15 protein-coding genes are annotated in these 16,371 nt (G+C 40.7%); 8 read left to right on the forward strand and 7 right to left on the reverse strand.

Annotated features, from left to right (window positions below; genetic code table 11):
• The first annotated feature begins 98 nt into the window (after positions 1 to 98).
• The 8 genes from HXT45_RS00575 (at position 99) to upp (ending at position 10,118) form a co-directional block, all read left to right on the forward strand.
• Positions 99 to 1,571, forward strand: coding sequence for an amino acid permease (locus HXT45_RS00575; RefSeq protein WP_020759345.1), 1,473 nt, complete (start codon positions 99 to 101; stop codon positions 1,569 to 1,571).
• Between the two features lie 42 nt (positions 1,572 to 1,613).
• Entirely contained in the window at positions 1,614 to 2,414 is an 801-nt protein-coding gene (gene nucS / locus HXT45_RS00580) for an endonuclease NucS (protein ID WP_128813844.1), read from the forward strand.
• A 309-nt stretch (positions 2,415 to 2,723) separates the two neighbouring features.
• Positions 2,724 to 4,358, forward strand: coding sequence for an ATP-binding protein (locus tag HXT45_RS00585; protein WP_115761450.1), 1,635 nt, complete (start codon positions 2,724 to 2,726; stop codon positions 4,356 to 4,358).
• 642 nt (positions 4,359 to 5,000) lie between these two features.
• On the forward strand, positions 5,001 to 6,326 hold the full coding sequence (locus tag HXT45_RS00590; protein ID WP_004132331.1) for an AAA family ATPase: 1,326 nt from the start codon (positions 5,001 to 5,003) through the stop codon (positions 6,324 to 6,326).
• A 55-nt stretch (positions 6,327 to 6,381) separates the two neighbouring features.
• A complete protein-coding gene (locus tag HXT45_RS00595; RefSeq protein WP_004131094.1) occupies positions 6,382 to 7,104 on the forward strand; it encodes an RloB family protein in 723 nt (240 codons plus the stop codon).
• Between the two features lie 206 nt (positions 7,105 to 7,310).
• Positions 7,311 to 8,510 carry an NUDIX hydrolase gene (locus tag HXT45_RS00600; RefSeq protein ID WP_421781843.1) on the forward strand — a complete coding sequence of 400 codons (1,200 nt, stop codon included), beginning with the start codon at positions 7,311 to 7,313 and terminating at the stop codon, positions 8,508 to 8,510.
• A 46-nt stretch (positions 8,511 to 8,556) separates the two neighbouring features.
• On the forward strand, positions 8,557 to 9,216 hold the full coding sequence (locus HXT45_RS00605; protein ID WP_421782345.1) for a thymidine phosphorylase: 660 nt from the start codon (positions 8,557 to 8,559) through the stop codon (positions 9,214 to 9,216).
• 263 nt (positions 9,217 to 9,479) lie between these two features.
• The gene (gene upp, locus HXT45_RS00610) at positions 9,480 to 10,118 is read left to right on the forward strand and encodes a uracil phosphoribosyltransferase (protein ID WP_004120306.1); all 639 of its coding nucleotides are present in this window, start codon (positions 9,480 to 9,482) and stop codon (positions 10,116 to 10,118) included.
• 132 nt (positions 10,119 to 10,250) lie between these two features.
• On the opposite strand, the gene HXT45_RS00615 is transcribed toward upp, so the two are convergent.
• The 7 genes from HXT45_RS00615 to dnaB form a co-directional block, all read right to left on the reverse strand.
• A complete protein-coding gene (locus HXT45_RS00615; protein ID WP_004116406.1) occupies positions 10,251 to 10,682 on the reverse strand; it encodes a hypothetical protein in 432 nt (143 codons plus the stop codon).
• Positions 10,669 to 11,691, reverse strand: coding sequence for an amidase domain-containing protein (locus tag HXT45_RS00620; RefSeq protein ID WP_004131108.1), 1,023 nt, complete (start codon positions 11,689 to 11,691; stop codon positions 10,669 to 10,671). The genes HXT45_RS00615 and HXT45_RS00620 overlap by 14 nt, the downstream gene beginning before the upstream one ends.
• A gap of 216 nt (positions 11,692 to 11,907) precedes the next feature.
• A complete protein-coding gene (locus HXT45_RS00625) occupies positions 11,908 to 12,327 on the reverse strand; it encodes a type II toxin-antitoxin system HicB family antitoxin (RefSeq protein WP_004116411.1) in 420 nt (139 codons plus the stop codon).
• Entirely contained in the window at positions 12,327 to 12,524 is a 198-nt protein-coding gene (locus HXT45_RS00630) for a type II toxin-antitoxin system HicA family toxin (RefSeq protein WP_018634701.1), read from the reverse strand. Before HXT45_RS00630 ends, HXT45_RS00625 begins: the two co-directional genes overlap by 1 nt.
• An 80-nt stretch (positions 12,525 to 12,604) precedes the next feature.
• On the reverse strand, positions 12,605 to 13,408 hold the full coding sequence (locus tag HXT45_RS00635; RefSeq protein ID WP_102704837.1) for a type 1 glutamine amidotransferase: 804 nt from the start codon (positions 13,406 to 13,408) through the stop codon (positions 12,605 to 12,607).
• 14 nt (positions 13,409 to 13,422) lie between these two features.
• On the reverse strand, positions 13,423 to 14,805 hold the full coding sequence (locus HXT45_RS00640; RefSeq protein WP_180963203.1) for a Mur ligase family protein: 1,383 nt from the start codon (positions 14,803 to 14,805) through the stop codon (positions 13,423 to 13,425).
• Positions 14,789 to 16,252 (reverse strand): replicative DNA helicase, encoded by a 1,464-nt coding sequence (gene dnaB / locus HXT45_RS00645; protein WP_421781846.1) that lies wholly within the window; start codon positions 16,250 to 16,252, stop codon positions 14,789 to 14,791. Before dnaB ends, HXT45_RS00640 begins: the two co-directional genes overlap by 17 nt.
• Between the last annotated feature and the right edge of the window lie 119 nt (positions 16,253 to 16,371).

The raw sequence follows: 16,371 nt of genomic DNA on the forward strand, positions 1-16,371 counted from the left end.
AAAAATGTTTAACAATAATCCAAATAATATAAATAATCCAATATTTAAGGGTTCCTATAAAATTGAAAGCTCACGACTAAAAGAATGGAGTTATAGCAATGAGTGATATTGACCAAACTAACAATGGTCACACTAACAAGATGGAGCGCAGCCTTACAAAAAGACACGTTCAATTCATTGCTATAGGCGGAACAATCGGCACTGGCCTATTCTTAGGCTCGGGCAAATCCATTAGTCTTACAGGCCCAAGCATTATGTTTGTGTACATAATTGTTGGCCTAATCATGTTTTTGCTTATGCGCGGCATTGGCGAACTCATGTATAAAGACCCAAACCAGCATACTTTTATTAGCTTTATTACGCGATATTTAGGCAAAGGCTGGGGCGATTTTGCAGGATGGTCGTATTGGATAGTGCTTGTGCTTATTGGCATGAGCGAGATTACGGCAGTTAGCACGTATTGCGTTACGTTCTTCCAAACTTTTGGCATAGACGTTAGCAGCTGGAAATGGCTTATAGAAGTAGCGTTTTTGGCTGCTTTAGTGTGCATAAATCTGGTTGCTGTAAAGCTATTTGGAGAAACAGAGTTTTGGTTCTCAATGATTAAAATCACGCTGATTGTGGCTCTTATTGTAACTGCTGCCGTGATGGTTATTATTGGCTACCATTACCCTGCAACACAGATTAGTGGCGTTGCAAATCCTGCAGGCCATGCAGGATTTGACAATATTTTCAACAACTTCTCGCTTATGCCAAATGGATGGCTGGCATTTTTGATGAGCTTCCAAATGGTGTTCTACGCATACCAGCTTATTGAGTTTGTAGGCGTTACAGTTTCGGAAACTAAGAATCCTCGCCAAGTTTTGCCAAAGGCGATTAACGAAATCATCATGCGAATCTTGATTTTCTACGTTGGAGCGCTTGCTTCAATCATGCTAATTGTTCCTTGGCAACAATTTAAAGCCACCGATTCTAAAGGCGTTTATATGTCTCCGTTTATAATGGTTTTCCACTATGCAGGGCTTCATTGGGCTTCGGCGCTTGTGTTCTTTGTTGTCATTACGGCAGCATCTTCTGCGCTTAATTCGCTGCTTTATTCTGCAGGAAGGCACATGTATCAAATTGCGTTAGAATCTAATTCTCCTGTTCTTTCGCATTTGCGCAAAGTTTCGCGCACTAAAGTTCCTGCACGAGCAATCATTTTTTCTGCTGCATTAATCCTTTTCTCGCCGATTATTAACTCAATTCCTGGAGTGCATGGCGCGTTTATTGTGTTTGCTTCTGCCTCTTCTGCAGTAATAATCATGATTTACATCTTGATTATGGTTACGCACAGAAAGTACCGCACTTCGGCTGATTTTATGCCAGACGGCTTTGTTATGCCGCACTATAAGTTGCTTAATTCACTAACGATTGCTTTCTTTGTGTTTGTTTACATAACACTGTTTATTAGCGAAGACACTCGCGGATCTGCGATTGGCGGCCTTATTTGGCTTGTACTTTTTGGAGGCTATTGCGCGTTGCATCAGCGCTGGCAGAATCGCGATTTAGCGGAGGCTTTGGGCAGATAGTTTTTGTGCAGGTAGTTACGCGATTTATGCTACGCTTTTTGTGTGCGAATTATTGTTGCGGATTGTAGTGCAGAATACACTGGTAGGCTTAATGCAAGTCTTCCAACAGCTAAGCGCGTTTTGCTTATTAAAGAAGACGGAAGCGTGCTTATTTTTTCGGAGATTGGCTCATACAAGCCTCTAAATTGGATGGTTGCTCCGTGCACGATGCACGTTGAGAAGGATTCTGGCGAATCTGAAGAATCGGACGAATCAGAAGAATCAGAAGAATCAGAATTAGATAGCGAATCTAATGCATCTAATGAATCTCGTGAAGAATCTAATATCGAATCTAATGCCAAATCTGTTTTTGCAAACGGAACTGTTCTAAAAATAGCAGCCAAAAAGGGCAACGACATACTTCGCATTGTTTTGCAACACGTTTATAGCGATTCTTCCTACGATTTAGGCGAAGACCCAGGTCTTGTTAAGGACGGTGTGGAAGAGCATTTACAGCATTACTTAGCAGAGCAAATTGAACGCATTGGCAAAGGCGCAAAGCTTGTTCGACGCGAATACCCTACTGCGATTGGACCAGTGGATATTATGGCTAAGGATTCTAACGGCGTTCACGTTGCTATTGAGATTAAGAGAAATGGCGGCATTGACGGCGTTGAGCAGCTTACGCGATATTGCGAATTGCTAAATCGCGATCCACTTCTTAAACCCGTTCGCGGCATTTTTGCAGCTCAAACGATTAGTCCACAAGCGCGCGTTCTTGCGCAAGACAGAGGATTTACTTGCCTTATTTTGGATTATGACGATATGCGCGGTGCTGATTCAAACGAGCTGCGACTTTTTTAGGCATACTCACGAATCGCGTTTCGCACGCATCCACGCATCCACACAGTCCGCATCCACACAGTCACGGAAGTTAGAATGACTGTCATAAGTCGACACATCTCGGTCAAAATGCGTAAGCTCACAGTCAAAATATAGTAGATGACAGTCACATATACGAAAATCACTGTCACGAACGAGAAAAATGACAGTCACAACACTTTTATCACAGTCATGACTGTGATATTATGACAGTGACAGTAACAGTAACAGTAACAGTAACAGTAACAGCATTTAAGCATTGGCAAATCACAGTTAACCGAGGAGTCAAAAATGGCAATCCTAAATGAACAGATAAAAGACGCCATAGAACGACTGCGCATGCAAAAAACCGACGACTCCAACTATGAAGCAAAAAGCTGTGATGCAAAGCTTAGCGTAAGTGTGTGGGAAACAGTAAGCGCCTTTGCTAATACAAATGGCGGCACGCTACTACTCGGGCTAGATGAAAGCAACGATTTTTCTCCAACAAAAAACTTCGATATTAACAAAGTTCGCGACCAGTTTATTGAAGGAATAGGCGACGGCGGCGTAAACGGAGCACGACTAACATATCCCCCAAAATATGACTTAGAAAGAGTAATCGTAGACAATAATTCTCAAATCCTAGTAATAAAAATCTACGAAAACACTGCCGACAAAAAGCCATGCTACATTACAGCTAAAGGAAGTAAAGGCGGAAGCTACAAACGCGTTGACGATAAAGACATTCGCATGTCGAATGACGAAGTTTACGAAATAGAAAACGCGCTACGCCCAAGCGATATGGATTTATCTATTGTTAAAGAAGCTACAAAATCTGATCTAAACAAGGATTTAATCGAAAATCTTATAGCAAGACGAGCAAATTCCAAGGCTTTGCGCGGTACTACAACAGAAGAAGAAAAGCTCACGCGTCTTAATATTACAGATAAACAAGGGCGCGTGCGAATGGCAGGACTTTTAGCTCTTGGAAACTATCCACAGCAATTTTTCCCGCGATTGTTTATTGACGTAACAGCTCACGCTGGAACAGAAAAATCTTCGACTGGAGTACAGCGTTTTATAGATCGCGAAGAATGCAGCGGAGCAATATCAGAAATGATTGAAGATGCCGTAAATGCGGTTATTAAAAATCTTCGAGTTAGCACGTTTATTAACGGCGTCGAACGCATAGAAGAATCGGAAATACCACGCGAAGTTCTACGTGAAGCCATAGCTAATGCAGTAATTCACAGAGAATATCACGAATATTTTCAAGGTCAGCCTGTAAGCGTTGACATTTTCCCAGACAGAGTTGTTGTAACAAATCCTGGAGGATTATGGGGAGGAAAAACGCTTGATAATATTGACGACGGCGAATCGAAGTGCAGAAACGCCGCGCTTATGCAATTGGCACAATATACTCCAATCGAAGCAAATAGAATTGGAGCAGGCCCAGTTGAAGGCCAAGGCAGCGGAATTGCGTTTATGATTAACGAAATGCAAGCATGGTCGCTGCCAAAACCACAATTTATATCTAAGCTTGGCTCTTTTAGCGTGATTTTGCAGCGCGCAAAAGCAAAACTTCCTCGCAACATGAATTATGTAAATTACATAGATCACACAAACCGCTCTGAGATAATGGATTCTAACAAAAACTATGTTGAGGAACTCGCTAATACTAAACAAACTAAACAAACGTTGGAAAATTACACTCAAGAGGAAGGCACACAAGCGGAAAGCAAAAACAAGCCGCTAAATGACGATATTTTACTAGCGCTTATACCTGTTGACTCTACAATAACGACTCCAGAATTAGCTGAACTGACTCAAAAGTCTCCAGAAACAGTCAGACGACATTTGCGCAAGCTAATTGCAGAAGATAAAGTAAAAGCACTAGGGAAAGTAACAAGTAGACAGCGTAAATATATGAAAACTGGCAACTGATTTGCTATAAGCCAATACTAAACTCCGCACGAGCGATTCGCACGCACGCCCGCGCTCCCGCAAGCGCCACTCACTTACACTAAATCTCACAAACTTTCATATTTAAACCATTTGCCAGTTTTGGGAAGTTTTTTGAGCAATTATTTGCCAGTTTTTGGAGGTTTTTCGAGTAATTATTTGCCAGTTTTGGGAAGTTTTTTACGCAATAATTTGCCAGTTTTGGTAGATTTTATGTGAAAATTGAGCGTTTATAATATTGTTTACATACTATATGGCAGTTCTATTCCTATCTTCTTAAGGATTGGAAGCTGAGGCTGTAATCACCTGATTATCTCGGGCACCATCTCCTGCGATATCTGACCAATATGCTCAGCAACTATTTTGGCAACGTACAGCCTACCTAACATAATTTGCCAGTTTTGGAAGTTTAATGTTATTTATGGATCAGCATAAGTCACCTTCTAATACACAAGAACAACAATCTTATTTTTTGAATTTTCAACTGCTTTTATGTAGATTTTATGCAAAAAACTGTTTGTAGATTGTAAATATGACATTTTAGGATATTATTATATTAAGGAATATCGCTGTAGATAGTAGATAATAATCGTAAAAACAGCAAACTGAGCACTGGAGGCAACTATGTTGCTTAATTTTAGCGTAGAAAACGCGCTAAGTTTTCGTCAATCGCAACAATTCAGCATGCAAAGAACCGTACATGCAAAAAACAGTTCGTGGCCCCATCCAGATGTATCAACTCTTGCAGCCATTTACGGAGGAAATGCCTCAGGGAAAACAAATCTGCTAAAATGCATAGCATTCTTAAAAAATTTTGTGGAAGGAAGCTTCAAAAGCGGCAACTCAAATTCAAAAATAAATGCACTTCCTTTTCTTTTGAATAAAGAGTCTGAAAATAAACCTTCGACATTCTTTATAGAATTTATTGCAAGAGATAAAAACAGGTATAAATATTGGTTCACCTTCAATAATAACTACATTATTGAAGAGGTACTATGGCTTTTCCGCTCTACAACAAACAGAAAAACTGTGCTGTTTGAACGAGAGCATGGCAAACCAATGCGATTTGGCTCAAATCTAAAAACCATAGGAAAAACTGTAGAAAAAATTACAAGAAACAACGCATTATTTCTATCTGCAGCTGCAGCATCAGGCGTACAAGCATTGCAAGCTGCATACGAAGAAATAACTTCTACACAGCAATGCAGAACAGTTGACTTTGATAAGTATTCCAATAATTTGATAACAGTTTTACAAGAAAATCCAGATTTTGCATCCAACATTAGCAAATTGCTAAAATATGCAGATTTAGGATTAAAAGGTGTAACAGTCCAATCCGAACAGCTAGATGCTAAACAATCAGAAAAACTAGCGAGACTCGCAAATCTTCTTAATGAACTTGACGGAGACAACAATAAACTTACAGATAACACTTCTGAAAACACTGAAAAATTGCAAAAATTCAGTGTTTCACGTTTAATGTTTACACATTCTGGTCAAAAAGATTGCCAACTTCCTGAAGATTTTGAATCTTTAGGAACTAAAACAGCATTATTGCTATTTGCTTTCGTTATAGATGCATTATCAAAACATTCCATACTTCTAATCGATGAAATCGACACAAGTCTAAGCATGCAATTCGTGTCTGAAATACTCAAGCTTTACAGTAATCCAGAAACGAATCCTAACCAATCGCAATTAATTTTTACTACTCACGATTTAAGTCTTATTAGTAATTCTGGAACCGACAAAACTATTCTCGACAGAGATCAAATTTGGTTTATAGAGAAAAATACATTAGGCGAATCTTCACTACATCCACTTACGGAATGGGAAAACCGCAATGTAAACTTTGGTAAAAACTATCAACACAACATATACGCTTCAGCACCACAACCATCTCTATATGATGTTTTTGCGGAAATACTTACAAATACTAACAGAAGCTAAAACACTACCAGTATTCAAAACAATATAAAACACTAGTATTCATGAGGAGCGGGCTATGGTTCATGTTCCATCACACGGCCGTTCGAAGAAACAGTCGAAACGAAATAAAAGATTCCTCATTGTTTGTGGCGGTGTAGTTACAGAGTTTGAGTATTTTAGCTATATAAAATCAGAAGTAAGTAAATATTGTGCTACATCATGGAATATTCATAAATCAATTAACATAGAAAAAGAGGGCGTAGATCCACTCACTTTAACGAATTATGCGATTAAACTTGAGAGATTAGACTGCAAAGAAGCAAAAAAAGAAAACTACGATCCTTTTACGCTGGTATGGGTTGTAACAGACGTTGATGAGTTTGGAGAAAAAATTCAGCAAGCTCAATCTAAGTCGGATTCAACTTTCGGGAAAGTAAAATTAGTAATTTCCAACCCTTGCTTCGAAGTATGGCTTATTGACCATATAAAAAGCTGTCCTCTTTCTTGCACAGAAACGCGAGATTGCCAAAAAGAAGCAAAAGAACTTGGACTACTGCACAACACTACTGGGAATAAAAATAAGCATATTCAATTAGAAAAATTAACCGGAAACTATGAGAATGCTTTTAAAAACGCAAAACAACATATGCAAACAGAGCAAAAAGAAAAGCGAAAAAATCACCCTTCAGTAACTCAAAAGTCAAACTACGCTCCTTGGACAGATGTACCAGAAATAGTAGAAACAATATTAAATGAATGCAAACATGCTTCAGGAATAGATTTGTCAGAAAAATTGTGAATTAATAATGTAACTGCATGCGCATGAAATTATAAAGAGATTGTAGGAGATATGATAACGCGATATTGGTGAGATATCACAGTTATAAATGGGGGTATAACAGTCACGGAAGTCAAAATGACTGTGTACAAAATATAGAACATTAAAAATATAAAACATTAAAGCACAACTAAAAGTTGCGAAAGAAAAACGCTAAAATAGTGAATATGAGTGCAACAGCAGCGAAGAGATATGTTGAAGCAGCTGGCGGAATCATCTACCGCTTGCGCAAAACTACTAGCAAAAAGAGCGAGCCAAGCAAGCCGAACAGCACAAATCCAAACGAAGATTTCGGTAATGTTGGCAGCGATTCCAACGCTTGCAATCAAGTGTTAAACGAAAACAACATAGAGCTTTGCCTTGTTTACCGCCCAAAATACAACGATTGGAGCTGGCCAAAAGGTAAGAACGAAGCCCATGAATCGCATCGTCACACTGCTGTGCGCGAAGTTGGCGAAGAAACAGGATACGCGGTTACACTGGGGCCGCACATTGCGCAAATCGAGTATCCACTCGAAAACGAAGGCAAAAAATCGTCTGCAAAAAGCAGCACAAAAAGCGGCTCGCAAAATAACAGTCAGCCAGAAGTAATCAAGCGAATCCACTACTGGATGATGCGCGAAATAAGCGAAAGCGATGCAATAAAACGACTTCCAGCATTTGGCCCAATAAAACCAGCAAAGCCTACGGAAATCGGCAATGTTATTTGGCTTGCGCCCAAAGACGCACGCAAAAAACTTACGCACGATAGTGATCAACTTGTTTTAGACGCATTCCTTGAGCGAATCAAATCTGGGCAAGCAAATTATAAAACGCTTATTCTTGTGCGTCACGGAAAAGCGGAATCGAGAAAAGCTTGGCAAGGAAGCGAAGCAACTCGCCCAATCACACCTATTGGGTCCGCCGCCTCCTACGCGCTTGGTCGCGAGCTTGCTTGTTATGCTCCAAACAAAATTGTTTCGTCTCCTTGGAAGCGATGCTTGGAAACTGTAGACGCTTTTGCAAAAAACTCTTCAATCAATATAGAAAAAGTGGCGGAGCTTACAGAAGATTTTCACGAGAAAAATCCAAAGTCAACTCTAAACGTGCTAGTAAGTGAAATCAAAAATCTTATAGATGCAACTAACGATGGCAACATATCAACAACAAAATCAGAAACAACAACGATTATGTGCCTGCATCGCCCAATTATTGGAACATTTTTTGCGCATTTAAGGGATATTTCTAAGCCAAAAGCAAATAAACGCATACTTAGTCAAAAATCGCCATATATGCCTACTGGAAGTGCCGTAATTTTGCACATTGTAAGCTCCAAAAAAGGTCCTAAAATCATAAACATAGAAAAGGTTTTGCCAATTGTCTACTAATATTAATTCGCAATCGGGTTCAATTCACTCAAGCGCATCCGCGTTTATGCCAAGCCCAATCGGCTCGAATCGCCCTAGCAGGCCAGCACAAATGGATCCAGCAATGCTAGCGCAAATCGAAGGCGGCACAGACCCACAAATCGTAAGCGAGATTAGTCACACTTCCGCAGCCGTCTTGCTAAACCGCGTTCATAAAACGCAAACTCCCGAAATTGTTGAGCGCGTGCTTAACTTGGTAGAAAACGAAGGCATTGAGATTATTGCGGATTTATGGAGCAAAGCCGAAGCTCAGTCTCTTCCTGGAATGCTTTGGAGACTGTATTTGCTTAGAACATCACTACGCAAGAATGGCGACTCTTATGCTGCATATTGGCGCATTGGCGAGCCAGAGGCCACTAGCGCTTCGGCGATTACTGGAGTTGACGAGTCTCCTACAAAAGAAGATATTGCGCGACTTGCAGACTCGATTCTTTCTGGCGCGTTTACTGGCGATTTTGCTGTTGCGCTATATCGCGCTTCTGCGTTTAGCGCGATTATTTCGCGCGGAATGCGCACGTACGCAAAAAGACTAGGCCAGACGCAAAATTCTGAAAGCAGCAGCGCGCAAAAAATTGCCAACGTTTTACACACTTGCGCAAACATGCACGCGCTTTCTTTAGACTTTGCTAGCGGCGCAAAATTATGGCAAGCAGGCAAGCTTGATTAGATTATTCGCGGCGCGCTGAAATCTAAAAGCATGTATACTCAGGAAGTGACGCTGGCTTGTGCTTAAGCCCCGGGCTCCATTTTTTGCCGCTGCGAGCGGCGTTTGCGCCGACAGGCGCTTTCACAAGTCAGCGTTTTTAAGATGTTTTAAATTCTCCAACAATTCACAAAATTCAACCTTCATTAACAATTGTTTATATTTTTTCTAAATAATCACGGCACGCCGCTAGCTTAACGTGCAATGCTTGCACTAATCTAGAAGGTATGGATCTTCATGTTTTACATCATCCGCTGGTGGACCACAAGCTCACCGTTTTGCGAGATAAGAATACACCATCTAATATTTTCCGCGAGTTAGTTTCCGAATTGGTAACTCTCGAAGCATACGAAGCAACACGCAACTTGGAAGTTAGCGATCGCGAGATTGAAACTCCTATTTGCAAGATGACTGGCAAGCATTTGAACCGACCACGCCCAATGGTTGTGCCTGTTTTGCGCGCTGGTCTTGGTATGCTCGACGGCATGACTCGCCTTCTTCCAACCGCTGAGGTTGGATTCCTTGGCATGAAGCGAGACGAGCAAACTCTCGACATCGTCACTTATGCTAATCGTTTACCAGAAGATTTGACTGGTCGTCAATGCTTCCTTCTTGACCCAATGCTTGCTACTGGTGGCACTCTTATTGCTGCTACGCATTATTTGGCAGAGCGCGGCGCTAAAGATGTTACTGCTATTAACATTTTGGCAGCGCCAGAAGGCTTGGAGCGCATTGAGAAGGAGATTGATCCTTCTATTGACTTTAAGGTTGTTGTTTGCGCTGTAGATGAGCATTTGAACGACAAAGCTTATATTGTTCCAGGTCTTGGCGACGCTGGCGATCGTTTGTACGGCTTGATTGACTAATAATCACCAGCTAAATCAAACGAAAACTAGAATCAAAAGCTAGAAATAAAACTACAAAATAGCCTGCTGATTTGCAACACTTTGCAAGCTTCAGCAGGCTTTTGTATTTACATCTTTAATTATTTGTCGGTCTCATATTCGTTTAATTTTATTACTATTAAATTCCAGTTCGTGAATACTCCATAATACCATTGAGACAACTACGATAGATGCAGCTGCAACAGTAGCAACATTAACTTGCGGTCCACGATCCATTGTGTACTTGACCATTCCACGATTCAAAACATGTACAACAATAAATTGGCCAAAGAATATTTCAATAAAGCCAGCAAGTATTAATATGCTATCAATAATAATTAATATTTTCTTACGAATTAATCCTCTATTACACAACCCAACAATCATTTGAATTATTGGTGAAATAATTGAAACTAACACAACACCCAAAAGACTTAAATCAAAATCTGCTGGATACTTTCCTGGCATTTTAATAAGCAATAAAACTGCTAAAAATACAAAAGATAATGGTAAAAACCATTCTTTCCAATATTTAACGACGAACACGATAATAAGCTCCTTCACCATTGAATGAATACCAATTCTTATCCCAATCTAAATAATTTTCAGTGTGTTGAGCTATACGCAATCTACCGTTGCTTTTTAGGAATACAAACCCTATGTGATCGACAGTACCATCATTACTTTCATCAACACCAATAAAATCTCCATCCCTAACATTATCTACTAACATTCCCCAATAACTTGTACTAAATCCATACCCCATATAATTTTTAAAAACATTGGCATTAATCCAAGAAACCGAACGATCTCCTCTAGCTTTCCACCACCACCCTTTAAATACATCATTATGCTTATCCATACCAATACCACCAGCATATAGAATTTGCGAAGCGAAATTTGTGCAATCTGCCGGAAATATTAACTTACTTTTTTCTTCACCATATTTTGGATTTATTTTCCACGCCCATTCTCGCGCATATGCTCTGGCCGCTTCAAGATTTATGCCTGAATTTCTCTCAGTAAGTAAAGGTTTGCGAGGTGTAACCTCCTGCTTTGATGGAAGCCACAATTTTGCAATATTAATAGCTTCCTTTTGTGTTAGTTCATTTTTTAATACTTTTAACTCTAATTTATGCAATTCTGATAGAATCTGATTATTTTCATATTTATTCTCATATATATCTAGAAATTGCAATATTTTTGTTACATTATTGTTATCTTTATGCGAGGAATTAAAAAGAGAATTTTTGTAAATAGTAGCTGTTTCTTCACTAAGAGAAGGAAGCATAGCTTCGCTCTGTATTCTTTGTAATTCTGTAAAATATTTTGAAATATAGAACTTTTTTACTAACTCTGGATTTTCATAAGTATCTAGTAAAGAAAAATACATACTCTGAAATTTTGTCTTATGCTGCTTTTTGGGAAAATCTACATAAGTCTCTGATTTATAGTCAGATGATTCAGCTTGAGCAACATTAGCAAATGACAATATTAAAATAATAGAAAATAGCGCAGCTATAAATGTATAATGCAAGACAACTTTGTTTTTCATATATAACTCCATTATTATATAAAATCCCTTTTCATTATTTTATCACAATAAATACCAGTTGTCAAATATACACAGCGGCTATGTAATCATATACTCATCAGTTCTACATTTAAATAGCCTACTGATTTGCAACACTTTGCAAGCTTCAGCAGGCTTTTGTATTAATTGATTGTGCAATATTGCATAACAAATCAGATAATATAGCTAATAATACAACTAAGCTTTATTCACAGCTCCTTTAGCATATAAAGCCTCTAAAGCATCGCGCAAAGCCCCACTGTAGCTGATGCCAGCTTTTTGTGCCCAAGTGTCAAGCCAAGCTGGAACAGTAACATTTTTACGAACTGCCTGAGAACCGTATTTTGCAGCATAGGAATCCATATCAAGCGCAACCATAGACAACTTTGAATTAGGATTTTCTACAACAATATCACTAATATCACTAGCTTTTGGCGCAGTCTTACCACTTTCGAGTTCTGTAAGAACCCATCCACTTGCTGCATCTTCTGCCATAATCAGAGCCTCTGCAAGATTACTACCGCCAGTTACACACCCTGGCAAATCAGGGACTTCTGCAACAAAACCCCCACTATTATCTTCGTATGGAGTAAGAATAACAGGATACGCTAATTTCATCATTTCACCTTTGCTTCACTAATTCCCGCCTGACGCCAAATTGACTTAACAACAGATGGGTTAATATCACCTGGATGTTTAGGCACTGTGACTTTACCTGTTTTAGTTTTATGTACGAATTGACAATGACTTCCACGCTGTGCAAAAAGTATCCAGCCGTCCTTCTTAAGACGTTTTTCAATCTCTTTGTATCTCATAAAAAGATTATACACACTATGCGCATAAAATAAAATAATCAATCAAATTTTTACTAAATCGCGCATATGCCTATGTTAATTTACCGCGGACGAGTTACGGCCACTTTGCGAGCGCGCTCGGCTAATTCGTCCAATTTGGCAAGCTCCGCGCGCTGAGCGTCACTTTGCTTTGGCGCAAATTCACCGTAACGATTTTGCGCAGCTGTACGAATTAAAAAGTCAGCCAAACGCGGATTTTTTGGCAAAACCGAACCGTGCATATAAGTGCCGATAACGTTGTATTTGCGCGCACCTTCCGTGTGGTCTTCGCCGTTGTTTCCACAATTTTCGCCATCAACCAATCCAAGTGGCTGCGTACCATCTTGCAAACTTGTGCGCCCAGAATGGTTCTCGTATCCCACAATATCTCCAAAATCGGCGCTATGCTCCACAAGATTTCCAATCATGCGCACGTCTTGGCCAACCGTATGCTCGCCGAGTATGCCTATGCCTTTAAGCTTCTGGCCTTCAATAGTCTCAAAGTATTCTCCAAAAAGCTGGTAAAGCCCGCAAATCATAAGCATTGGAACGCCATTTTTTGCAAGCTCGCGAATCGCGTCTGCGCGCGCAAATAAATCATCTGTCACTCTACTTTGACCATGATCTTGGCCACCGCCACCAAGAATCATATCCACGCGCTTTGGCCAATCATCACCAACATTGTACTCGTGAAGCACGGGCTTGTAGCCATACAATTCCGCTCGGCGCATAATCGTAAGCACATTGCCATAATCACCGTAAATATTCATGTCTTTCGGGTAGAGCGACACAATATCTAATACACGATTTTCGGCTTTGCTTGCAACTACAGTATTCGCTTGACCAACATCACTCATATTATTCATTACGACTACTTTCTTTACTTTCCAACTCCAACGTCTTTAACGCTTGCGATTTGCCCTAATGTAGCTCGCACGCGAAGCATTGCAGTGTATGTGCAATATATGCGTTTTGCGTTTTTAGCATTGCTACTAAAATCACCATTCACAAAAGCTTTAACGTCTTCTTCTAAATCAGTGTTCACATTTCTAGAAGCAACTTTGTCGTATTGCAAACGCAAAGCCATATCCCATGCGCGTGTGCCAGAAACGCAAGCGACTCCAGTGCTGCTAAAGCACGTAAAATCAACATCCCACAGCCAGCTCATGTCTCGACCGTCCGCGTATTCGTCGCAAATTGCAATCATTGTGTCATGATTTGCAGGCTTACAAGAAGCGAGCGCAAGTCTAAATCCAATAGGATTTTTCACTAGAACAAGCTCCACAGGAGCGCCGTTAACTTCGATTACTTCGCCTCGACCAAATGCTGGCGTTACGCGAGAAATAGCTTCCATAAGCGCATCGTCGTCGAATTTTGCGAGTGTTGCATCTTTTTTAGCAGCATCCGCCAAAATAGCGCGCACAATCGTAGACGCAGCAGCCGCGTTAAAAATGTTATACACGCCTCGCAACTTAACGCTAGTAGTTTTTCTATGCCCATCAATCAAAAAATCGGCTTTATTATCTGCATCTGCAACTTTTGCCAAAACAACATCTGCATGCGGAAGATTGCGCGAATCATCATGCGAATCACTACGCGAATCGCCACACAAATCGCCACACAAATCACTATGCAAATCGTCGTCGGTTGGGAACATGCTTCTTAACGAATCATCCAAACCAAAATACTTTACTTTGCAAGGCGGCAAAACGTCTTTAGAAAGCGCGGAAATTCGCGGATCTTCGCGATTTAACACAACTACTCGCTTAGTCGCGTGCGCAACATTACTCAGCAATTTAGCTGTAGTGTCAATCTCGCCAAATCTATCTAACTGATCTCGCATAACGTTTAGAAGAAGCGAATAGCGCGGCTTTATTTGATTTACAAAATGCACAGCATAAGCTTCATCAAGCTCTAAAACAGCTATATCCGCATCTAACTTTGTGCCAAAAACAGGCATTTCTTGCACAAGCGACGCCACAACTCCGCGCGTAAAATTCGATCCCGTAGGATTTGTAAACACGCGCAATCCAGCATCTCTGAGCATAGACGCAACCATGCGAGTCGTAGTAGTTTTGCCATTAGTTCCCGAAATTAGCACAACTCCGTAAGGCAAACTCCCTAGCGTTCTAGCTAAAAACCCACGGTCTAGTGTTTCTACAACTTTGCCTGGTAAAGCGCTTCCGCCGTGGTGCAACGCTCTAGAAACCGCGCGAACCAGCTTTCCTACAGCAGGCATAAAAGCATCAAGCAGCATGGCCATCATAGCCTCCAACAGCATCGTTTCCTTGCGCATATGATTGCGGCTGGTATCCTTGCGGCATATCTTTAAACTTAGACGTTGCTCCAAGAAAAGCTAGATTAAACGTTTCTGTAGGGCCATTACGATGCTTTGCCATAATAATGTCTGCTTCGCCAGGGCGATCTTCTTTGTTGTAAAAATCAGGCCTATGCACAAGAAACACAACGTCTGCGTCTTGCTCAATAGATCCCGATTCGCGCAAATCCGAAAGCTGAGGCTTTTTATCGTTTCGCATTTCTGGCCCTCGGTTTAGCTGGCTTAGTGCAACAACTGGCACTTCTAGCTCTTTTGCAAGCAGCTTTAACGCACGCGAAAACTCGGAAACCTCTTGCTGCCTAGATTCAACCCTTTTACCCGAAGCCATAAGTTGCAAATAGTCGATTACAACTAGCTTTAGGTCGTTCGTTTGCTTTAGTCGCCTGCATTTTGCGCGAATTTCCATAAGACTCATATTTGGACTATCGTCTATAAAAAGCGGAGCGTCTTTCATTTTTGACCAAAACGCATTTAGCTTAGTCCACCTATCTGTTGTAATGTCTTCTGGAGTTCCGCGATGCATTGCCGTCATTGGAATATCCGTTTCGGCTGCGATTATTCTTTGAGCAAGCTCCAATTTGTTCATTTCTAGAGAGAACACGATTGTTGTCATATTGTGATGCAACGCTGCAGAACGAGCGAAGTCGATTCCAAGAGTTGACTTTCCCATTGCAGGCCTACCAGCTACGACTACCATTTGCCCTGGTTGCAAGCCTTGCGTCATGTCGTCAATATCTCTAAATCCTGTTGGAACACCTTTTTCAATCTCGTTACTTTGCAACTTGTCTAACTGCTCGAGAGCGTCTTGCACAACTGGGCCAATAGCGGAATAATCTTGATGAACTTTGCCAGAGCTCATCTCGTAAACTTCGGATTGCGCAAGGTTCACAACATCTTCTGCTTGATCTCCCGTAGCCGAATACCCCATTTGCGCAATCTTTGTTCCAGCAGCAATCACGTTTCGCAAAATCGCATTTTTGTGCACAATATCCGCATAATATAGCGCGTTCGCTGCTGTAGGAACGCATGCTACAAGGCTATGCAAGTAGTCTGCTCCGCCAATTTTCTCCAGGTTTTCGTCTTTTAGAAGCTCGTTTGCAACTAAAACAACGTCTACTGGTTGCGACCCAGAAAACAGGCTTATAATCGCGTCGTAAATTGTTTGATGTTTTGGAATATAAAAGTCTGCTGTTTCTAGGATTTGCGAAACTTCGCCAATAGCATCTTTGCTCATTAGCATTCCGCCCAAAACGGCCATTTCCGCATCTTCGTCGTGAGGCGGAACCTTGTCAAACAAGCTAACATTAGCGTTGGCGTTGTTTAATCGGTTTGAGTCTTTTCGATTTGACTGCCACATATCATTATCTGCCATAAAATCGAGTATAAACGTCTGCACGGAGCACGCAAACAAAAAGTTTATATAAACCAACACAAATCGTAAGTTAAATACTTCACGATTTTACAAATCAACTTAAAAGTCACAAATCACAA

It is taken from the genome of Gardnerella sp. DNF01199S, from assembly GCF_049244155.1.
Lineage (GTDB): Bacteria > Actinomycetota > Actinomycetes > Actinomycetales > Bifidobacteriaceae > Bifidobacterium > Bifidobacterium piotii.